18 protein-coding genes are annotated in these 21,337 nt (G+C 59.5%); 6 read left to right on the forward strand and 12 right to left on the reverse strand.

The window, feature by feature from the left end:
- Nucleotides 1-773: 773 nt before the first annotated feature.
- Nucleotides 774-3,665 carry a ribonucleoside-diphosphate reductase subunit alpha gene (locus tag N4Q37_RS19635; protein ID WP_260961213.1) on the forward strand — a complete coding sequence of 964 codons (2,892 nt, stop codon included), beginning with the start codon at nucleotides 774-776 and terminating at the stop codon, nucleotides 3,663-3,665.
- Nucleotides 3,666-3,958: 293 nt separating this feature from the next.
- On the opposite strand, the gene flgE is transcribed toward N4Q37_RS19635, so the two are convergent.
- The 6 genes from flgE to N4Q37_RS19665 form a co-directional block, all read right to left on the reverse strand.
- The gene (gene flgE / locus N4Q37_RS19640; protein WP_260961214.1) at nucleotides 3,959-5,287 is read right to left on the reverse strand and encodes a flagellar hook protein FlgE; all 1,329 of its coding nucleotides are present in this window, start codon (nucleotides 5,285-5,287) and stop codon (nucleotides 3,959-3,961) included.
- A gap of 30 nt (nucleotides 5,288-5,317) precedes the next feature.
- Nucleotides 5,318-6,043 (reverse strand): flagellar hook assembly protein FlgD, encoded by a 726-nt coding sequence (gene flgD / locus N4Q37_RS19645; protein WP_260961215.1) that lies wholly within the window; start codon nucleotides 6,041-6,043, stop codon nucleotides 5,318-5,320.
- A gap of 15 nt (nucleotides 6,044-6,058) precedes the next feature.
- Nucleotides 6,059-6,502: a flagellar basal body rod protein FlgC gene (gene flgC / locus N4Q37_RS19650; protein ID WP_212799358.1), complete on the reverse strand. Its 444-nt coding sequence runs from the start codon at nucleotides 6,500-6,502 to the stop codon at nucleotides 6,059-6,061.
- A 3-nt stretch (nucleotides 6,503-6,505) separates the two neighbouring features.
- Nucleotides 6,506-6,913: a flagellar basal body rod protein FlgB gene (flgB, locus tag N4Q37_RS19655; RefSeq protein ID WP_260961217.1), complete on the reverse strand. Its 408-nt coding sequence runs from the start codon at nucleotides 6,911-6,913 to the stop codon at nucleotides 6,506-6,508.
- Between the two features lie 272 nt (nucleotides 6,914-7,185).
- Nucleotides 7,186-8,013, reverse strand: a complete 828-nt coding sequence (gene cheR / locus N4Q37_RS19660) for a protein-glutamate O-methyltransferase CheR (protein WP_260961218.1) — start codon at nucleotides 8,011-8,013, stop codon at nucleotides 7,186-7,188.
- A 54-nt stretch (nucleotides 8,014-8,067) separates the two neighbouring features.
- The gene (locus N4Q37_RS19665; RefSeq protein WP_260961219.1) at nucleotides 8,068-8,994 is read right to left on the reverse strand and encodes a chemotaxis protein CheV; all 927 of its coding nucleotides are present in this window, start codon (nucleotides 8,992-8,994) and stop codon (nucleotides 8,068-8,070) included.
- A 222-nt stretch (nucleotides 8,995-9,216) separates the two neighbouring features.
- On the opposite strand from N4Q37_RS19665, the gene flgA reads away from it, so the two are divergent.
- The 4 genes from flgA to N4Q37_RS19685 all read left to right on the forward strand — a co-directional run bounded on the left by flgA (nucleotide 9,217) and on the right by N4Q37_RS19685 (nucleotide 11,820).
- A complete protein-coding gene (gene flgA, locus N4Q37_RS19670) occupies nucleotides 9,217-9,981 on the forward strand; it encodes a flagellar basal body P-ring formation chaperone FlgA (protein WP_260961220.1) in 765 nt (254 codons plus the stop codon).
- A gap of 170 nt (nucleotides 9,982-10,151) precedes the next feature.
- A complete protein-coding gene (flgM, locus tag N4Q37_RS19675) occupies nucleotides 10,152-10,466 on the forward strand; it encodes a flagellar biosynthesis anti-sigma factor FlgM (RefSeq protein ID WP_260961221.1) in 315 nt (104 codons plus the stop codon).
- A 48-nt stretch (nucleotides 10,467-10,514) separates the two neighbouring features.
- On the forward strand, nucleotides 10,515-10,982 hold the full coding sequence (locus N4Q37_RS19680) for a flagella synthesis protein FlgN (RefSeq protein WP_260961222.1): 468 nt from the start codon (nucleotides 10,515-10,517) through the stop codon (nucleotides 10,980-10,982).
- A gap of 91 nt (nucleotides 10,983-11,073) precedes the next feature.
- Nucleotides 11,074-11,820, forward strand: a complete 747-nt coding sequence (locus N4Q37_RS19685; RefSeq protein ID WP_260961223.1) for a flagellar brake protein — start codon at nucleotides 11,074-11,076, stop codon at nucleotides 11,818-11,820.
- A 67-nt stretch (nucleotides 11,821-11,887) separates the two neighbouring features.
- Here the strand turns inward: N4Q37_RS19685 and N4Q37_RS19690 are convergent, their stop codons facing one another.
- From N4Q37_RS19690 to N4Q37_RS19715, 6 genes are all read right to left on the reverse strand, one after another.
- Complete coding sequence (locus N4Q37_RS19690; RefSeq protein WP_260961224.1) at nucleotides 11,888-13,216, reverse strand: MFS transporter; 1,329 nt, start codon at nucleotides 13,214-13,216, stop codon at nucleotides 11,888-11,890.
- A gap of 70 nt (nucleotides 13,217-13,286) precedes the next feature.
- Nucleotides 13,287-14,528, reverse strand: coding sequence for a glutamine synthetase family protein (locus tag N4Q37_RS19695; RefSeq protein WP_260961264.1), 1,242 nt, complete (start codon nucleotides 14,526-14,528; stop codon nucleotides 13,287-13,289).
- A 368-nt stretch (nucleotides 14,529-14,896) separates the two neighbouring features.
- Entirely contained in the window at nucleotides 14,897-15,589 is a 693-nt protein-coding gene (locus N4Q37_RS19700; protein ID WP_260961225.1) for a sensor histidine kinase, read from the reverse strand.
- Complete coding sequence (locus N4Q37_RS19705; RefSeq protein ID WP_260961226.1) at nucleotides 15,582-17,189, reverse strand: tetratricopeptide repeat-containing response regulator; 1,608 nt, start codon at nucleotides 17,187-17,189, stop codon at nucleotides 15,582-15,584. The genes N4Q37_RS19700 and N4Q37_RS19705 overlap by 8 nt, the downstream gene beginning before the upstream one ends.
- 161 nt (nucleotides 17,190-17,350) lie before the next feature.
- Complete coding sequence (locus N4Q37_RS19710) at nucleotides 17,351-18,586, reverse strand: aromatic ring-hydroxylating oxygenase subunit alpha (protein WP_260961227.1); 1,236 nt, start codon at nucleotides 18,584-18,586, stop codon at nucleotides 17,351-17,353.
- Between the two features lie 224 nt (nucleotides 18,587-18,810).
- Nucleotides 18,811-19,776 (reverse strand): LysR family transcriptional regulator, encoded by a 966-nt coding sequence (locus tag N4Q37_RS19715; protein ID WP_260961228.1) that lies wholly within the window; start codon nucleotides 19,774-19,776, stop codon nucleotides 18,811-18,813.
- A gap of 338 nt (nucleotides 19,777-20,114) precedes the next feature.
- Here N4Q37_RS19715 and N4Q37_RS19720 point away from each other — a divergent pair, with 338 nt between their 5' ends.
- A complete protein-coding gene (locus N4Q37_RS19720; protein WP_260961230.1) occupies nucleotides 20,115-21,275 on the forward strand; it encodes a quaternary amine ABC transporter ATP-binding protein in 1,161 nt (386 codons plus the stop codon).
- The last annotated feature ends 62 nt before the right edge of the window (nucleotides 21,276-21,337 follow it).

Here is a 21,337-nt window from a genome sequence, read left to right on the forward strand (position 1 = left end):
TCGTCTTGCTGTGAATATAAAAGGAAGGATCGACACAAAACCCTGTGGCCAGCCACAGAGGTGTTCACTTCAGATATTCGATGACTTCACCGGTCTTTTTGTCATGTTGAAGGAGGATAAACACCCCCTGCACGCGCCGATTGTATAAACGTGGCCCGCACAGAAAACAAGCGGACAAATGCATACGGTCGGGAGGAGATTTCTGTGGTAATGTCCGCGCCCGCAAAAACCACCGGGCTGTTTTCGACTCGTCGAAAAAGTCGAAAAAAGGCGCGATTCAGCAAGGTCGCGGCCTACAGCGCAGTTCCCTATTTCGCACACAAATTACGCACAGGCTTATCCACAGGTAGTACGTTGCATTCATCCCCCAAAACGCATTATCTTGTAGCCCGTCGCGCAAAAAACCCTACATGTAGGGTTTTTTGCCAAAAACCAAACACAAGTCGGACAGAGAATTCAAGCGCTTTTCTTGCTTCTGTCCTGCTGAAACATCGCATTTCCCCCAAGCCCAGACCGCCCCTGCGGATGGCAACTGTTTCAAGGTCGAAAACGACCGAAACGGTACGGGTGTTGCAGTCGATTGCTGCCACCCTGGCAACCCGGTTTCGAGCGCCGCTCGCAACCTGAGAACTTCGGATGGAAGCGGCCCTGAACGGCTGCTTCCTACTGTCCCGAAGTTGTTATACCCGGCGCCAGTCGGTTGTAGTGCTTCAGGACGGAACGGTGGGCACCGTGAAGGTGCCCAAACAAACATAGAGAACGTGGAGACACCCATGCACACCGACACAACTCGCGAGAACCCGCAGGGCACCGTGCCGCTGGCCGCTGATTCGACCCCGGATCTGTCCGCCACCGCCCCGGGCCAACTGCGCGTGATCAAGCGTAACGGCACTGTCGTTCCTTACACCGATGACAAGATCACCGTCGCCATCACCAAAGCGTTCCTCGCAGTTGAAGGCGGCACCGCAGCCGCTTCGTCGCGAATCCACGACACCGTGGCCCGCCTGACCGAACAGGTCACCGCGACCTTCAAGCGCCGCATGCCTTCGGGCGGCACCATCCACATCGAAGAAATCCAGGACCAGGTCGAACTGGCCCTGATGCGTGCCGGCGAGCAGAAAGTGGCCCGCGACTACGTGATCTACCGTGACTCCCGCGCCAAGGAGCGTGCCACCCGCGCCCCCGCCGACGCACCGGTCCAGGCTCACCCTTCGATCCGCATCACCCGTGCCGACGGCAGCCTGGCTCCCTTGGACATGGGTCGCCTGAACACCATCGTCACCGAAGCCTGCGAAAGCCTGGAAGAGGTCGATGGCGAGCTGATCCAGCGCGAAACCCTGAAGAACCTCTATGACGGCGTCGCCCTCAAGGACGTCAACACCGCCCTGGTAATGACCGCCCGCACCTTGGTGGAGCGCGAACCGAACTACTCTTTCGTGACCGCCCGCCTGCTGATGGACACCCTGCGTGCCGAAGCCCTGGGCTTTTTGGAAGTCGCCGAGAGCGCGACCCACCACGAGATGGCCGACCTGTACGCCAAGGCCCTGCCGGCCTACGTCGCCAAGGGTATCGAATTCGAATTGCTGAACCCGGTCCTGGCCACTTTCGACCTGGAAAAACTCGGCAAGGCCATCAACCACGAGCGTGACCAGCAGTTCACCTACCTGGGCCTGCAAACCCTGTACGACCGCTACTTCATCCACAAGGACGGTATCCGCTTCGAACTGCCGCAGATTTTCTTCATGCGCGTGGCCATGGGCCTGGCGATCGAAGAGAAGAACAAAGAAGAGCGCGCCATCGAGTTCTACAACCTATTGTCGTCCTTCGACTACATGGCCTCGACCCCGACCCTGTTCAACGCCGGTACCCTGCGTCCACAGCTGTCGAGCTGCTACCTGACCACCGTGCCGGACGACCTGTCGGGCATCTACGGCGCGATCCACGACAACGCCATGCTGTCGAAATTCGCTGGCGGCCTGGGCAACGACTGGACGCCGGTTCGCGCACTGGGTTCGTACATCAAGGGCACCAACGGCAAATCCCAGGGCGTCGTGCCGTTCCTCAAAGTGGTCAACGACACCGCCGTGGCGGTCAACCAGGGCGGCAAGCGCAAGGGCGCGGTCTGTGCCTACCTGGAAACCTGGCACATGGACATCGAGGAATTCATCGAGCTGCGCAAGAACACCGGTGATGACCGTCGTCGTACCCACGACATGAACACCGCCAACTGGATCCCCGACCTGTTCATGAAGCGTGTCTTCGACGACGGCAAGTGGACCCTGTTCTCGCCGTCCGAAGTGCCGGACCTGCACGACCTGACCGGCAAGGCCTTCGAAGAGCGCTACGAGTACTACGAAGCCCTGACCGAGTACAACAAGATCAAGCTGTTCAAAGTCGTCCAGGCCAAAGACCTGTGGCGCAAGATGCTGTCGATGCTGTTCGAGACCGGCCACCCATGGCTGACCTTCAAGGACCCGTGCAACCTGCGCAGCCCGCAGCAGCACGTGGGCGTGGTCCACAGCTCGAACCTGTGCACCGAGATCACCCTGAACACCAACAAGGACGAGATCGCGGTCTGCAACCTGGGCTCGGTCAACCTGCCGAATCACATCGTCAATGGCAAGCTGGACACCGCCAAGCTGCAACGCACCGTGAACACCGCCGTGCGCATGCTCGACAACGTGATCGACATCAACTACTACTCCGTGCCGCAAGCGAAGAACTCCAACTTCAAGCACCGTCCGGTCGGCCTGGGCATCATGGGTTTCCAGGACGCCTTGTACCTGCAGCACATCCCGTACGGCTCCGACGCCGCGGTGGAGTTCGCCGACAAGTCCATGGAAGCGGTCAGCTACTACGCGATCCAGGCTTCCTGCGACCTGGCCGACGAGCGCGGTTCGTACGAGACGTTCCAGGGCTCGCTGTGGTCCAAGGGCATCCTGCCGCTGGACTCGCAACAGATCCTGATCGCGTCCCGTGGCGAGAAGTACATCGACGTCGACCTGAACGAATCCCTGGACTGGGCACCGGTTCGCGCCCGTGTGCAGAAAGGCATCCGTAACTCCAACATCATGGCCATCGCACCGACCGCCACCATCGCCAACATCACCGGCGTGTCGCAGTCGATCGAACCGACCTACCAGAACCTGTACGTGAAATCGAACCTGTCGGGCGAATTCACCGTGATCAACCCGTACCTGGTCCGCGACCTCAAGGCCCGCGGCCTGTGGGACTCGGTCATGATCAACGACCTGAAGTACTACGACGGTTCGGTGCAACAGATCGAGCGTATCCCGCAAGAACTGAAAGAGCTCTACGCGACTGCGTTCGAAGTGGACACCCGTTGGATCGTCGACGCCGCCAGCCGCCGCCAGAAGTGGATCGACCAGGCTCAGTCGCTGAACCTGTACATCGCCGGTGCGTCGGGCAAGAAGCTGGACGTGACCTACCGCATGGCCTGGTACCGTGGCCTGAAAACCACCTACTACCTCCGTGCCCTGGCCGCCACCAGCACCGAGAAGTCGACCATCAACACCGGCAAGCTGAACGCGGTTTCCGCTGGCGGCAACCACGGTGACGACTCGGTCCTGGCTGCTCCGACAGGACCTGCGCCAGTGCCGAAGGCCTGCGCGATCGACGAGCCGGATTGCGAAGCTTGCCAATAAGCTGAGCAGGCAGGCGCGTAAAAGCGCTTGCTGAAGAAGCCCCCGATAGACCGCTGGTTTATCGGGGGTTTTTCTTTTGCCTGGAGAAAGTTGGCGCCTGTGCTGGCCTCATCGCGGGCAAGCCTTGTTCCCACAGAGAATTGGGAACGAGAGCAGGATCCATGACCATCCCCAGACCCAGTGGGAGCAAGGCTTGCCCGCGATGAGGCCGCAACTGACACCACAAAAACACGCCCATGAAAAAGCCCCTCTCTCGAGGGGCTTTTTGCACAGAGTTCAAGCAACCATCGGCATCAGGTCATCTGGATGATGGTCTGCATGATGGTGCTCTGGGTGGAGATGGTCTTGGCGTTCGCCTGGTAGTTGCTCTGGGCCTTGATCAGCTCAACCAGTTCGTTGGTCAGGTTGACGTTGGACTCTTCCAGGGAATTGGAGACCACCGAACCCAAGGTGCCAGTGGTTGGCGTATCGTAGCCGGGAATACCCGACGCGAAGGTTTCCTTCCAGCTGGAACCGCCCACGGGCTGCAAACCTTGTTCGTTGGTGAAACTCGCCAGGGCGATCTGACCAATGGCCTTGTTCTGGCTGTTGCTGAAGTTGGCGAACAAAGTACCCGTGTCATCGATGGTCAGGTTGGTGATCTGGCCGGTGGCGTAGCCATCCTGAGTCGGCAGCGAACGGGCCGTGTCGGCGTTGTACTGGGTTGTACTGGTCAGGTTGATCGCAATACCCGTGGAGTTCGCAGCCGCGCCGTTAGCCGTCCACACGCCATTGGTGACAGTGCCAGGCACCCATGCGCCGGCCCCGGTCCCCTTCATGGTAACGGTCGTGCCACTGACCGTGAACGGGCTGGCAGCTGGCACGGTAATCCCCGTCAGCTTGCCAGCGGAGTCAAAAGTCATGGTCGCTGCGGGTTGACTCGCCTCGGAAAATACAGAGCCATCGGGGTTGCGCCCGTCGACCAGGGTGTACGTCTTCCAGGTATTGGCCCCGGTCTTGACCATGTACTGGTCCATGGTGTGCGCGTTGCCCTGGGTATCGTAGATAGAAGTACTGAACGACTTGGTGAATGTCGAGACGTCGCTCGGGTTGAACGGGAAAGTCGTCTGGTCGATCACGGCCGCCGTCGAGTTCAGGTTGATCGTCGAAGTGACCGTCGAGGTCGCCTTGGGCGAAAGGTTGGACGTGTCGATCCGCAGGTCGGTCAACACACCGTTGACGATCTTGCCGCTGCTGTCTACTCCATAACCCTGCAGACGAGCACTGCCGTCACTGTTGGTGACGTAGCCATCTTTATCGGTCTTGAAGGTACCGGCGCGGGTATAGCTCAGCGAGCCGTCGTTGCTCAGGACAAAGAAGCCCTGGCCCTGGATACCCATGTCCAGCACGTTGCCGGTGTTGTTGATGTCACCCTGGCCGAACTGCTGGGAAACGTTGGACAACCGTACGCCGTTACCGACAGTCTTGCTGCCCGAGCCCAACCGGGTGGCCGAGTAGACGTCTTCGAATTCCGCACGGGACGACTTGAAGCCGGTGGTCGCCACGTTGGCAATGTTGTTGCCGGTCACGTCCAACTGCTTGTTGGCTGCGTAGAGACCGCTAAGGCCGATGTTGAAAGACATGTGTCACTCCTTTTGCCGGGTTAGTCGGCTCTACATACCAATAGTTTGTACTTTGGACAGGGCAATGCTGCCCAGCCCGGCGAGGTTGAGCATCAACTCTCCGCCCGTCTGGCTGATCGTCACGCTGCTGACGGTGGCCGGCAGGTTGGTGATCAGCGAGGTGGCCTGATTATCGATGGTCGTCGTGGCCGTGAAGGTATACGTGCCCGACTCCACCGTGGTGCCCGCATCGTTCTTGCCATCCCAGATGAAGGCGGCATTGCCGGCGCCCTGGCTACCCAGGTCGATGGTGCGGACGGTCTTGCCGTCCTTGTCCGCGATCTTGAGCGAGACGGAGGACACCGATGCCGGTACCACCACCGTGCCATTGAGGCTCTTGGAAGTGTCGACCACCGCCTTGTTGCCGGGTGCGATGACCGAGCGCCCGACCAGCGAGGAAGCCTGCAGCGCCTGGGACGAGTTGTAGTTGCTGGCCAGGCCGCTCACGGTCTCGTTGAGCGTGGTGATGCCTTCCAGGCTGCTGAATTGCGCAAGCTGGGCGACGAACTCACCGTTGTCCTGTGGCGACAGCGGGTCCTGGTTCTTCAGCTGGGTGACCAGCAGTTGCAGGAACGCATCCTTGCCCAGTTCCTTGTTGCCAGTCGCCGCGCTGGTGGCCGAGCTCAGGCCATCGCTGGCGCTGGTGGTGGTCTTGACCGAGGAGTTGGCCAGGATCTCGTTGAGGCTCAAACCACCGGTGCTGTTAGTAACGCTCATGTGATTCGCCCCTTATCACTGACCCAGGGTCAGGACCTTCTGCATCATGGTTTTGGCGGTGTTCATCATTTCGGCGTTGGTCTGGAAGGAACGACTGGCGGAAATCATGTCGGCCATTTCCTCGACGACGTTGACGTTCGGGTAGTAGACATAGCCCTTGGCGTCGGCAGCCGGATGGTTCGGCTCATAACGCGCTTCGAGGTTGCTCTGGTCTTCGACCACGCCCAGCACCTGCACGCCCTGCCCCGCAGCGCCTTGCTCCTGGAACAACGAGTCGCTGCCGCCGGACTGACCGCCCTGGAACATGGTAGCGAACACCGGGTGACGGGCGCGGTAGGTCTGGTCGATGCTCGACGAAACGGTCTCGGCGTTGGCGATGTTACTGGCGACGGTGTTCAGGCGAGTGGTCTGGGCACTCATGGCACTGCCGGCGATGTTGAATACGCTCGCGATCGACATGGATTACTCTCCGCGCAGGGCCGACACCAGCCCTTTGAATTTGCTGTTGAGCAGGGTGAAGCTGGCCTGGAAGTTCACGGAGTTTTCCGCGTAGTTGGATTGTTCCAGTTGAGCGTCCACGGTGTTCTGGTCGATCGACGGTTGCATCGGCGTGCGATACATCAGCGATTCGTCGCCGTTACCCAGGCCTTCGGCTTCGATATGACGGCTGTTGGTCATGTTCAGGGCAAAGGTGCCGTTCTGGGCTTTCTCGTTCTGCTCGGCGAGCACCTTGGAGAAATCCAGGTCCCGAGCCTTGTAGTTCGGGGTGTCGGCGTTAGCGATGTTGTTGGCCAGGACTTCGGCACGTTGGGCGCGGAAGCTCAGGGCCTTTTCATGGATACCGAGCGCTTTATCGAAGCTGATGCTCATGGCGGAAACCTTTGGGTGACCAGAATGTACGTAGGCAGGCTTTAGCAAGCCGCGTGCCACTTTTCATAAGCCCATAAACCGGGGCTTTGCGGGCATTGGCAAGGTGGCAATGCCAGAAAAGCGGCAACGGATTTCCGCCGGGCGCCGCTTTTCTGCCGCTTCTGCAAGGGGAGGCTCTCCATGGGTGGGAGCAGTGGCGGGTGGGAAGATAGTGGCAGGCCAAAAAAAACGGGAGCCCCCAGGGACTCCCGTTTTTTGACAACTCAAGCCAATCACTTCGCCTGGTAAATGATCCCAGGGCTGCACTGGATCATCTGGTAATGATCCGGCAAACCGTTCAACGCCTCGGAAGCGCCCAGGAACAGGTAGCCGCCCGGTTTCAAGGTGCCGTGGATACGCATCAGGATGTCTTTCTTCACTTCGGCGGAGAAATAGATCAATACGTTGCGGCAGAACACGACGTCGAACTTGCCCAGGCTGGCATAGCTGTCCAGCAGGTTGAAGGAGCGAAACTCCACGCGACTCTTGATCGGCGCCTTGACCACCCACTTACCCGGACCCTTGGCATCGAAATAGCGCTGCAGGCGGTCCGGCGACAGGCCGCGGCCAATGGCCAGGCTGTCGTACTCGCCGGTCTTGCAGTTATTGAGCATGGTTCCGGACAGATCGGTGGCGACGATCTGCACACCGCCTTTCAACTGGCCGATGTTGGTCCGCTCGAACTCATCGATGGACATCGAGATCGAATAAGGCTCCTGGCCCGACGAGCAGGCCGCCGACCAGATCCGCAGGCGCTGGCCCGGGCTGGCCTTGATGGCCGCCGGCAGCACCTTGTTCTTCAACACCTCGAAGGGATAGGTGTCGCGAAACCACAGGGTCTCGTTGGTGGTCATCGCATCCACCACCATCTCGCGCAAGCCGCTGCGCGGCTGGGTCTGGATACGCTGTACCAGTTCGCCCAACGTCTTGAGGCCCTGCTGCTCCATCAATTTGTTGAGACGGCTCGACACCAGGTACTGCTTGTTCTCACCCAGCAAGATGCCACAGGCTTTTTCCAGGAAGACCCGGAACTGTTCGAAATCCAAATTACCCGTAGACAAGATACCGCCTCTTTCATGGTGTTGACGTGCCGGGCGCACAACGCGCCCGACCTTTTATTCTGCTGCCTTGATCCGATCGACGACCCGGGATGCCAGGTCATCGGGGCGAAACTTCGCCAGGAAATCATCGGCCCCGACCTTCTTGACCATCGCCTGGTTGAAGACCCCGGACAACGAAGTGTGCAAGATGATGTGCAACTTCTGCATACGCGGGTCGTTGCGGATCTCCGACGTCAGCGTGTAGCCGTCCATCTCCGGCATTTCGATGTCGGAGATCATCATCAGGAACTCCTCTTCCGGCTTCTTGCCCTCGTCGACCAGATTGCGCAGGTAGTCCAGTGCCTGCCGTCCATCGTTCAACGCCACCACGTCGACGCCGACCGTTTGCAGGCAACGGGTCACCTGCTTGCGTGCCACCGAAGAATCATCGACGGTCAGCACCCGCATCGACACCGCCTTGTGCTGGGTTTCAGCATCCACCACACCCACGGAAATCGTTTCCGGGGTGGGCGCCACTTCGGCGAGGATTTTCTCCACGTCGATGATTTCCACCAACTGATTGTCGACCCGCGTCACTGCCGTCAGGTAGTGGTCGCGACCGGTGCCCTTGGGTGGTGGATGGATCTCTTCCCAGTTCATGTTGACGATACGTTCCACCGAGCGCACCAGGAAACCCTGGGTCTTGGTGTTGTACTCGGTGATGATCACAAACGGATTGCTCTGGTCCAGCAACCCACCGGAACCGGTGGCCATCGCCAGATCGAGAATCGGAATGGTCGCTCCCCGGATATTCGCCACACCGCACACGACGGGGCTGGACTTGGGCATCAGGGTCAGCTTAGGGCATTGCAGCACCTCACGGACCTTGAATACGTTGATCCCGTACATTTGCTGGCCGTCGAGACGGAACAGCAACAGCTCCAGGCGATTCTGACCGACCAGCTGAGTGCGCTGGTTTACCGAATCCATTACTCCCGCCATGCCCTGACTCCTACCTAACGGCTCTGTACGAAAAGCCTTGAGACTCGTTCATGCTGCGTTGAAAACAGCCTCGGAATGCTCATGTACTCCAGTACACTGCGCTTCCTCGGCTGTTTTCGCCTTGCCTGACCTTCGTCTCAAGACTTTTCGTAACGAGCCTAACGCTAATGTGTCCGACGCGCATTCATCACTAAACGGCACGGGGCTTGCTATTGAACCGGCATGAACGCACAAACGACATTTTCTCGACGCCTGACCACCCACTGCCGCCATTGGCTCGGTGCGTTGCTGGCTACCTGCCTGCTGGCTGCGGGGAGTGTTGCCCGTGCCGACGTCCCGGTCACCTTGCCTGATCTCCTTATCGGCGTCACTCAGGGCTTTCTTGAATTCACCGTAGAAGACTACCTGGCAACCAGTCAAACCGAAGGTCGCTACGAAATCGAAGTCAACCAGCTCGACCCACGCCTGCGCATGCCGATGTGCGACAAGGAATTGACTGCCTCGCTGGAGAGCCCGGCCACGCCCCTGGGCCGTGTCACGGTCAAGGTCCGTTGTGACAGCGCCGCGCCCTGGACCGTGTTCGTGCCGGCTCAAGTGCGCCTGTTCCGGGAAATTGTCACCACCACCCGTCCGCTCAAGCGGGCCGGAATCGTCGAACCCCAGGACGTGGTACTGCGCGAGCGCGATGTCAGCCAGATTACCCAGGGCTTCCTGACTTCCGTCGACCAGGCCATCGGGCAGAAACTTGTCCGACCAATGGTCGCCGACCAGGTCATCACCCTGGTGCATCTGGAACAGGCTGAAGTGATCCGCAAGGGCGACCAGGTGGTCATTACCGCCCGCAGCGGCACCCTCGCCGTGCGGATGCCGGGCGAGGCCCTGTCCAACGGCGGCATGCGCGAGCAGATCCGGGTAAAAAACCTTAATTCACAACGGGTTATCAAGGCGCAAGTGATGGCCCCGGGCCAGGTGGAAGTAGCCATGTAGCGATCAGGTAGGAAGGGTTGAAAGCTGGCGCTTGCCCTCGGTGTTCCCTAGACTGTGCCTTAGCAAAGGCTAGTGCAGATGTGCGCACGTTCATCGAACGATGGGCCTAAAGTTATTTTGGGAATGGCCGAAAACATGGCAAGCGTCCAAATACCCAGAGGTTTTTTACCATGGTCATCGACTTCAATCGTTTAAACAGCTCTTCACCACTGACAGGCACCACGCGTACCAGCGCCAGCAAGGAAACCGCCGAAACCGGCAAATCCTCGCCGGTCGAACAAGCCAGCACTATCAGCAGTGGAGAGACGGTACACCTCAGCGATGAGGCTCAGCAGTTGCAGAAGATCACTGACAAGCTGCGCGATCAACCTGTCGTCGACAACGCCCGCGTGGCCGAGTTGAAAGCAGCCATCGCCGATGGCAGCTACCAAGTCGACAGCAACCGCGTAGCCAGCAAACTGCTCAACTTCGAAGCCCAGCGCTAGGCCGCCGCCGGCGCCAGGCTTTTGGACGCTTAAGACCCAAGGCCAGCCATGCACGACACGACTTTATTGCAACTGATCACCGACGACTTCGTTCCAGTGCAACAATTACTGGAACTGCTGCAAGCCGAATCCCTGGCACTGCACGGTCGCGACATGCCCCTGCTGGAGGATATCCTGGCGCAGAAACAGGCATTGATCATCTTGCTCGATCAGCATGGCCGCAAGCGCAGCGAGATTCTCGCCAGCCTTGGCCTGCCCGCCAACCACGACGGCCTCGAGCAATTGGCCAGCCAGTCGTCGATTGGCGATCAGTTGTTGTCCCAGAGCAAAGCGCTCAATGAACTGCTCGCCCAGTGCCAGGCCGCCAACGCGCGCAATGGCCAGTCGATCCAGATCCAGCAGGCCGCCACGGCCAACCAGTTGCGCATCCTCAACGGCGGTGAAATCCCCTCGCTCTATGACGCCCGCGGCTCGACCGCCCGGATGGTCAAGCATCGCCCGCTCAGCCAGGCATGAAACGAACCATGCCTGCGTCCTATCAACGCGCGATACATGCTGGCAAAATGCCGGACATTCGTAGTCGTATTTTGCCTGGAGATTGACCCCCGTGTTCAATGCCTCAAGCGCGGATGATGCTCCGCAGCCCCCGAAGGTCCTCAGCACCCCCCTGGAAATTTCTGGCAACCTGCGGATGCTGCAAGATAGCCACGACCCGCTGATCATCACCTTTCACGAACGTAGCCAGCGCTTCCAAAGCTACCTGGTGAACGTCGATCGCGAAAACAACGCCCTCGCCCTGGATGAAATGATTCCCCGCGATGGCGAGCGCTTCCTGCTGGCAGGCGAGCCGTTCCGTGTCGAGGGTTTCCACGAGGGCGTGCGTATCGCCTGGGAGGGCAAAGGCCCGCTGACCATCGATGAATCCAAGGACGGTCGCTGCTATCGCGGCGCCCTGCCCGACGAAGTGGTCTATCACCAACGTCGCAACGCCTTCCGCGCCGCCCTGAAACTGGCCCAACTGGTCAACGTCGAACTCGGTGGCGAGAAACTCAAGTCGCCGGTGGATGGCAAGCTGCTGGACATCTCCGCAACGGGTTGCAAGCTGCGCTTCGACGGCGACATCACCGAACGCCTGCAATTGGGCCAAGTGTACGAGCGCTTCATTGCCGCCCTGCCCTTTGGCAACATGACCGCGCCGGTCGAGCTGCGTTACCTGCATTTCGAAGAAAAGATCAACACCACCTTCGCCGGTATACGCTTCCACAACATCAGTGGCCTGGTGCAGCGGCAGGTCGAGCGTTTCGTTTATCAGTTGCAGCGCGAAGCCCGTCGCTTCGACAAAGACGACTTCTGATTCGCGAGCCATGAAAAAACGGGCAATCCTTCTGGAACTGCCCGTTTTTTTGTGCCTGTCTGGGGGCCTACCTTGGTTCGCCCCCCGCGGCCTTGGTTTCAGCCACTGATTCGGTCTCAACCTCGGCATCGACCGGCGTTTGCATCTGTTCCTGCACCACCTGCTCATCCACCCGCGGATCGAGGCACGCCACCAACGGTGAACTCGACATACTGTCCGGCATTGCCACGTGATGCAGTGGCGCGTCGTCGACCTGGTGCAGGTTGGTCACCGCATTCGGCCGGATCCGCCACACCAGCACCAGGGCGAAGAACGCCGAAAAGGTATACAGCATCTGGCTGCCGAACAGCTTCATCAGCACCCCGGCCACCAGCGGCCCGACACTGGCGCCGACGCCGTAGGTCACCAGCAACATGGCCGTCAGCGACACCCGGCGATCGCTTTCGACGTGGTCGTTGGAAAACGCCACCGCCAAGGGATACAGGCAGAACTGCATCAGCGAACAGCAGAAGCCGGCCACAAACAGCACTTCCAGCGGTGCCTCCGACAGGATCGCCAAGGGCAGCGCGCACAGCGCCAGAAGCGACGCAACGCAGCGGATCAGCAGCGCCCGGTCGTAACGATCGGATAACCAGCCCAACGGCCACTGCACCAGCAGGCCGGCGAAAATACAGCAGCCCATGAACAGGCCGACCTGTTCGGTCGAAAGCCCCTGTTGAGAGGCGTACAGCGGCGCCAGGCCATAGAACGAGCCGACGATCAGCCCCGAACCCAGCACTGTACTCAACGACTGCGGTACCCGTTTGATGAAGAAGCGCGGCTCCATCGGTGCCGGACGCAGCGGGGCCGGGTGAATCCGCCGGGTCAGCGCCACGGGCACCAGGCACAGGGCGAAACACAGCGCCACCAGCATCAGCAGCTCCAGGCCAAGGGCCGGGTGGATCACCAGGATCAACTGGCCCAGTACCATCCCCAGGTACGAGGCGATCATGTAGCCGCTGAACACCACCCCGCGCTGCTTGGCATCGGCCTGCTCATTGAGCCAGCTCTCGATGACCATGTACTGGCACATCATGCCCAGGCCGACAATCATCCGCAGCACGATCCAGGCCGGCAGCCAATCCACCAGCCCATGGCCCAGTACCGCCGCGCCGACGATGCCGGCACAGGCCGAATAGGCACGGATATGCCCGACACGGGCGATCAGCCGATGACCAATCTTGCCGCCCAGCACCAGGCCGAAATAGTTGGCGGCCATCAGCGCACCGACCCAGAGACTGTCCACATGGTCGGCGGCCAGGCGCAAGGCCAGGTAGGTACTCAACAGGCCCGAACCGATGAGCATCATCAGCGAGGCGAAATACAGCGCTCGAAAAGGTTTCCAGATTTGGCGCATCGGCGTTCCGAGCGGCTCCTTGCAATGAGTACGGGCTACCTGATGAAGATAGCCCGAATACGGCGGTTCTTTATGCCTGGGCCGCTAAAACACGCCGCTCCCAGGGGGTTATTTCATCGAAGAAGCTTGTCAGCTCAAGGGTTTTCGAAGCGATGTAGCCTTCGATGAACTCCTTACCAAACAGTTCCTTCGCCAGATGACTACGCTTCAGACGTTCCAGGGCGGCGTGCAGGGTACATGGCAGCGCCAGATTATCCGGCACCTCGAATTCCCCCTGGATCGCGGCGCTTGGCTCCAGGCGATTCTCGATGCCGTGAAGGCCGGCTGCCAGGCTGGCGGCAATCGCCAGGTAGGGGTTGGCGTCCGCGCCAGGCAAGCGGTTCTCGACCCGCCGGGCCACCGGCGAACTGGCCGGGATGCGCAACCCGGCCGAACGATTGTCATGGGACCAGCAGGCATTGTTCGGCGACGCAAACGGATGGCACAGGCGCTGGTAGGAATTGACGTTCGGCGCGAACAACGCCGTGAAATCGGCCATGGCGGCCTGTTGGCCGCCGATGAAATGCCGGAACGCCGCCGTCGGCTCGCCCGCCTCGTCGCTGAACACATTGCGACCGCTGCCCAGCTCGACGACGCTCTGGTGAATGTGCATCGAACTGCCCGCCGTGTGGGCCAGGGGCTTGGCCATGCAGACCACGCTCAGGCCATGCTTGAGGGCCACTTCCTTGAGCAGGTGCTTGAACAGGAACGTCTGGTCGGCCAGCAGCAACGGATCACCGTGCAGCAGATTGATCTCGAACTGGCTCACGCCCATTTCATGCATGAAGGTATCGCGGGGCAAACCCAGCGCCGCCATGCATTCGTAGACTTCGCTGAAGAACGGGCGCAGGCCGTTGTTGGAGCTGATGCTGAACGCCGACTGGCCGTCTTCGCGCCGCCCATCCAGGCCCAGCGGCGGCTGGAATGGCTGGGTCGGATCCGGGTTGGGGGCGAATACGAAGAATTCCAGCTCGGTCGCCACCACGGGCGCCAGTCCCCGGGCTGCATAGCGGGCGATCACGGCCTTGAGCTGGCCGCGCGTCGAAAGCCGGGAGCTTGCGCCGCTCAGTTCATCGGCGTCGCAAATCGCCAGCGCCCGCGGTTGCACACTCCAAGGCAGGCGATGGATCTGGGTCGGATCCGCCACCAGGGCCAGGTCGCCATCATCACTGCCATAAAAACGCGACGGCGGGTAACCGCCCATGATGCATTGCAGCAGCACGCCTTTGGCCAGCTGCAACCGTCGACCTTCGAGAAAACCCTCGGCGGTCATTACCTTGCCCCGCGGCACGCCGTTCAAATCCGGCGTAACACATTCAATCTCATCAATGCCGGTCAGTCGCTGCGCGAGTGAACGCTGGCCATCGGTCGTCATGACGCAATCCTTGTTATGTGCGAGCCGCGAACGGCAACCCGTACAAAATAGGCTTCGGGTGTTCGGAATATCAAGCGCCCAGAAAGAATAAACATCGAGCCCAGAAACACTCAGGGGGAGTGAGTCTGTGGGAGCAAAGCTTGCTCGCGATGGGACACTTCGATCCGTCAGAAGATCGCGTTATCGTTCATCGCGAGCAAGCTTTGCTCCCACTGGCTCGCCACACAGTGTTTTTGAATCGATTGAAGTATTTGTGCTGGACAGGCTCAGGGCAGGTAAATCCGGAACACCCCGCCACCCAACACCCCGCCATTGGCAATCTCGGTACGCCCGCACACACCGCCGCGCTGATGCAGCCCGGCGATCCGCGCGGCGAAGTACAAGCCCAACCCGGTGCTGCCGCTGCTATGGTTGATGCCCTGCACATAGTCGGCCTGACGCTCGATCATCTCGGCGGGGTAGCCTTCGCCGTCGTCATTGATGGTCAGCACCAGTTGCCCGGCCTCGTCGCTCACACTGATCAGCAGCGCCTGGCGCGCGTGACGGATGGCGTTGTTGATGCAGTTGTCGAGCACAGAAGCGATCAGCTCACGATCGAAAAAGCCCAGGGGACTCAGCGGGTCGACCTCGTAAGTGACCATGATCCCGCGACTGCGGAACACGTCCTGATGACCGGCCAACTGCGCCTCGATGAAGTCGTCCAGCTCATGGTAGGCCGGGTGCAGCGGCAACTGGTTGACGCCGAGCTTGTACAACCCCAGCAGTTGCACCATCAGGCCATTGAGATGGGCGAATTCGAACTCGATGACACCCTGCTCCGAGGTCTGCCGCTCGGATTCGGGCAAGCGCTCGAGCCATTGCGTATGCGCCTGCATGAGCAGGGTCAGGGAGTTCTTCATGTCGTGCACGGTAGATGCGATCACCGTGGAAAAATCGAGAGCCTGTTCACTGTCATTCATCGCCAAATGCCTTGCTTCGCAGTTTCTGATAACGCGCAAAACGCGCGTCGGTGTCGGGCATCATGCCTACCAGTTTCAGGCAGGCGCGGCATTCCTCCAGCAATTCCGAGTCCGTACTGGTATCGGTGCCATGCAGCAGGGATTGCGCCATGTTCAGGGCAATACTGATGTTTTTCGGTTGCATCTTCAGGGCACGGCGGAACAGCTCTCGCGCCTCCGGCAGCGCGCCGCTCTTGTAGACGCGCACGCCTTCGCGGTTCAGCTCGGCGGCGGCATTGCCCTGGTTGAGAATGTTCGGGTCGTCGGTAAGCTTGGCAATGCCTTGCATCACCGTCGGATCATCACCGTAGATTTCCGCGCAGTTCTTGAGCATCGACTCGCCGGCACTGGCCTGGCCGAGCATTTGCAGTTGCTTGGCCACCAGCAGCGCGGCTTCGGCACTCATGAACTGCTCCATGCCATCGAGGCGCTGCAACGCCTGTTCGGTGAGTTTCTCGGCGGTCTCGGCATCGTTGAGCAGCAGGCTGGTAGCCTTCATCAACCGCGCTCGAACCTGCAAGCCGGGATCGCTGGGGTTTTCCTTTGCCACCGCGCTGAGGGTCGTGTTGATCTCCAGCCGCGTGCGGGTATCCAGGCCTTTTTCGCTGCCCTTGCTGATCAGAGCATGGGCCAGGCCGAGGTTGCTTTCCGGGTCCTTGAAGCGCGACTGCGCGCCCTGCCCGACCGCCTGTCGATAGGCCCGGGACGCCGTGTCGTAGTCTTCGTTGGTCATCGCCAGCTTGCCCAGCAACGATTGACGACGCACCGCCAGTGGCGACAGGCGCACCGCCTCCTCCAGCACGCTCTGGGCCTGTTTCGTGTCGCCTTCCGCCACCAGCACATCGGCCATGCCGTCGTACAGCGCCGGCATCATCGGAAAGACCTTCAGGGCTTTTTCATAGACAGCCTTGGCCTGCGCGACCTGGCCGCGCTTGAACATCAACTTCCCCAACCCCGCATAGGCCCACGGCAACGGACGGTCGCCCAGGATGCTGTTATACAGCCGCTCCAGCGCTTCGTTCTGATTCAGATCGCGCAACGCATCGGCCCGGTAGCGCAGGCACAACGGCCCGTAGCGCGGATCCTGCTTGCACAGGGCGATGCAGGCATTGAGCACTTCCAGCGGCTTACCGCGATCCAACGCTTGCAGGATCGGCTTGAGCAACGTCTTGCGCTGCTCCAGGCGTTCTAGCCGCTGGGCCAGGCCGGAACGGTTGAACGGCTTGGTCAGGTACGCATCAGGCTCATGTTCCAGGGCACTGAGCACCATCGCCTGGCTGGTCTCGGCGGTCACCATGAGGAATACGCTTTCATGGCTGATCAACTTCTCGATCATCAGGTCTTCCAGCACCTGCTGGCCATTCTTGCGTCCATCGCCCAGGTGATAATCCTGCAGGATGAAGTCATAGCGCTTCTGCGAGCACATGCGCAGCGCCGCTTCACCGGTGTCGGCGGTGTCCACGTCCTTGACCCCCAACTCGCGCAGCATGGAGCGGAGGGAACTGCGGAAATCCGAGAAATCATCGACGATCAGAAAGCTTTTTTGGTGGTACGCCAGCATCGAGGATGTCCAGGCAAGTAAAAGAAAACGGGACTTGTCGGGTTATCGGCCGCAAATGACGTTCCGTTAAGCGGATCGCATGGAAGAACTGTGGAAGGGATTTGAAACCGCGAAACCGTTTCGGCCAGCGAGATGAATCACTGACCGAAACAGGGGCTGCGTCAGCCCACGGACTTCAATGGCACTGGGCCCTGGAGACGGGTCAACATGGTCTCGCAATACCAGTCGTCGAATTGGCAGACGCCATTTTCGGCGATTTCCGAGAACGGACCCGGCTCGTAGGACGGCGACATCACACCGGCCTGGGTGCCTTCCACCAGACGGCGATCCTGATCGTTGGTGGCGAGCCAGACCTTGGTCAGCCGATCGAGATCATAATCAACCCCTTCGACAGCGCTGGCCGGCACCAGCCATTTGGTCGTCACCAGGGTCTCGTTGGGGCCGATGGGCAGCACGCGAAAGCTCAACGCGTGGTCACCCAGGAAATGGTTCCAGGTCGACGGGTAATTGAAGTACAGCAAGGCACCGATGTCCGCTTCACCGCTGTTATCCAGGCGGCCTGCGACAGCGGGTTTGCCGTCCATGGTGTAGCTGACGGCACCCGCCGAAAGCGGGATACGGGTCATACGGAAACGCCCGTCCGGGTCCATCACCAGTCGGCTGGGCATACCGGCGCTTTCACAACGCGTCCAGTGTGCCAACAGCTCGGGATCGTCTTCGCCACCGACACCGGCGACCGAAAGGTTCTCGACGAAAGAGTTCAGCAGTTCCGGGTGCGTACCGTCGCAGTGGAAGCATTCGCGGTTATTTTCGAAAACCAGCTTCCAGTTACCCTTCTCCACGAGGTTCGATTCGAAGGCCACCTTGCAGTTTTCCAGCAGATGGGGCGCGATAAAGGGGCTGACCGCACTACGGAAGCGTTCGAAATCAGGGGCTTTTTCAGCGACACAGACATAAATGTAGGTGTGCACGATTTCGACGTGGACCGTCTTGAGGTTGTGCTGCGACCGGTCGAAGCCGGTTCCCATGTTGCCGGCGTAAAGCAAGCTCCCATCCAGCTCGAAAGTCCACTTATGGTAAGGGCAGACCATTTTCGCCACTTTGCCCTGGGCGTGCTCGCAAACCTTGGCACCACGATGGCGACAGGCATTATGGAACGCGCGGACCTGGCCATCCTTGCCCCTGACCACCGCCACCGGATAGTCACCAATCTGCAAGGTAAAATATTGGCCCGGTTTTTCGATCTCGAAGGTATGACCGGCAAAGACCCAGTCCCTGTGCCAGATCAACTCGAGGTCCTGGCGATAGACTTCCGGATCAATGTATAGCTCACGCGGCAGCGCATGGCGTGCCTTGCGCTTGTTGATCAGGCCAATGACGGAATCCTTGCTACTCATTATTATTCTCCACGCTTTAACGTAACCGAGGACGGGTGACAAACAGGCCGGATAAATAATATTCAGGTAATAACCTGACCTGCGCGCAAACACGCAAGAGAAGATGAAACATTACTTATCGCTGTTCGATCGAAGGCTACGATAGCCACAACAACCCGACAAACAACTTTTTTATCGCCCAAAGGATAATGTCAGGTTATGCCAGGATCATTCATTGCGCTTTATCAGACACACCAGCGCGCAAACTTCGAAAGTACCCAATCACGCACGCGCATACACGCATCCTGATATTCGGTATTTTCCTTGTACGCCAGATAATGAAGACTGTTGCGCAGCGTCACCTGTTGTTCCACGGGACGGACCAGCAGGCCTTTTTCCACCATGCCGACCACCAGTTGGTTCCAACCCAAGGCAATGCCCTGGTGAGTCAACACCATGTTGATGATCAAGTTGTAATCATTGGCATGAAAGATCGGCGGGCTCTCGGCCGGGCGTTCGTCGATATCGACGTTCTGGAAAGCCAGCCACATTTCCCAATCCACGTGCTCGGCCACACCGGAGCGGCCGAAGGGGCTGAGATCGAGCAGCGACGAGTCCCTCATCCCTTCGAGCGAAGAGATTTCAGGATGCCTTTCCAGATACGTCGGCGAGCATACGGGATAGATAATGTCATGGCACAACGGATAGCTCTTGTAGCCCACCCCCACCCGGGTGATTTTCGAAATGATGATGTCGGGCTCGACGCCCGGCTCCATGTTCACGAAATTCTGCGTGGTGATGAGGTTGAGTTCGATGTCGGGGTTGTTGGTCCGAAACTCCGGCAAATGGTGGGAGAGCCAAAGCGCCGAAAACGCAGGGGAACAGCAGACCGTCAACACGGGTTTCTGCGTGGGCGCGCTACGAATTCGCTCGGCGGCCTGGGCGATGTTCACGAACGACAGCTGCGCAGCCTCGAAGTAGACCGAACCGGCGGCCGTCAATTCGACAGCACGCCCGACCCGCATGAACAGCTGGGCACCCAGGTACTCTTCCAGCTCCCGGATCTGTCGACTGATCGCGGCCTGCGACACACACAAGGCCTCCGCGGCCCGGGTGAAGCTCTGGTATTTGGCGGCCGCCACAAACGCTCTCGTTGCCCGCAGGGAAGGCATTCTGAGCAGCAAGGTATCCGGATCGACATGTTTGCTCAAAATTCAGTTAGCTCCCTCATTATTATTTCAAAAGTCGCCGGAGATTAACCCAAAGCACGGCGCGCGGACCACAGGGCCGTCGCGAATATCCCGCGACCGTCGTATCAGGCCCTGTCTATAACGATAGGTTATCGATAAAGCCCTGTAAATGTTGTTGGATTTACCCGCACGATACTTATAGATTTTAAGAAAAGCCCGACAGCGCGGGCAAAACAATAAAAAACCGGAACACTGTTTATGCGAAGACTTCCTCTTTTCGACTGCCCGCCCGTATTAATGGCGCCCGGCATTTATTTGGCCGAGTGTAATTGCAATGTCGCATGTGTAGGAGGAACGAAATGAACAGTTCCGATGAGATCATTTCGGTCAAGAATATTTTCAAGGTATTTGGCGCACAACCCGATGTGGCCATGAATATGCTGAAGTCCGGCGCCAGCAAAGATGAAGTATTCAAGAAAACCGGCCAGGTCATTGGTGTATTCGATGCCAGTTTCTCGGTAAAACGCGGCGAAATCTTTGTCATCATGGGGCTGTCCGGTTCCGGCAAATCAACCATGGTGCGATTGTTCAATCGCCTGATCGAGCCCACGTCGGGCAGTATCTATCTCAACGGCCGGGAAATCACCGGCCTCGCCGACAAAGCCCTGCTGGATGTTCGCCGTAAAGAAATGGGCATGGTGTTCCAGTCGTTCGCCCTGATGCCACACATGAGCGTATTGGAAAACACCGCCTTTGGCCTGGAGATCTCCGGCGTCAGCGAAACTGAACGTCATTCCCGAGCCCGCGAGGCGCTGAGCCAGGTCGGCCTGGCCGGACATGAGCACAGCTACCCTCACCAACTGTCCGGCGGCATGCAGCAGCGCGTGGGCCTGGCCCGTGCGCTGGCAAATGACCCGGCCATCCTGCTGATGGACGAAGCCTTTTCCGCCCTGGACCCGCTCATCCGCAGTGAAATGCAGGGCGAACTGATCCGCCTGCAAGCAGAGCAGAAACGCACCATCATCTTCATCTCCCACGACATCGAAGAAGCCATTCGCATCGGCCACCGCATTGCGATCATGGAAGGTGGCCGGGTGGTACAGATCGGCACGCCCCAGGAGCTGATCAATCAACCGGCCAACGAATACGTCCGCACGTTCTTCAAAGGCTTCGACAGTTCGCGGGTACTCAAGGCAGGTGACGTAGCGCAGTTCGATCCGCAAGTGATCTGCCGGGTCAATGGCAAGGCCCCGCACTTCGACGCGGCGAGTTCATTCGGCTACCTGATCGACGAGCACGACCGACTGATCGGCGTCGTCGACACCGACGCAAGCGGCGCGGGCGCCGCCGAGCGCTACAGCCTGCATGAACAGCAGCCGGTCTATACCGACACCCCCCTGCACGATGTGTTGGACATTGCCGCCAACCTTCCCTACCCGGTTCCGGTACTCGACCGGGAGGGCGCCTTCAAGGGCACGCTGTCGAAGAACCAGTTGTTGCAGACCCTGAGCCGCCACTGAGCCCGCCCTGGCTGCGTCCCTGATGAAGTGAAACGCCACGGACCAATCACACCGTGGCGACG

Origin of the sequence: Pseudomonas citri, assembly GCF_025336485.1 — a bacterium.
GTDB lineage: Bacteria > Pseudomonadota > Gammaproteobacteria > Pseudomonadales > Pseudomonadaceae > Aquipseudomonas > Aquipseudomonas citri.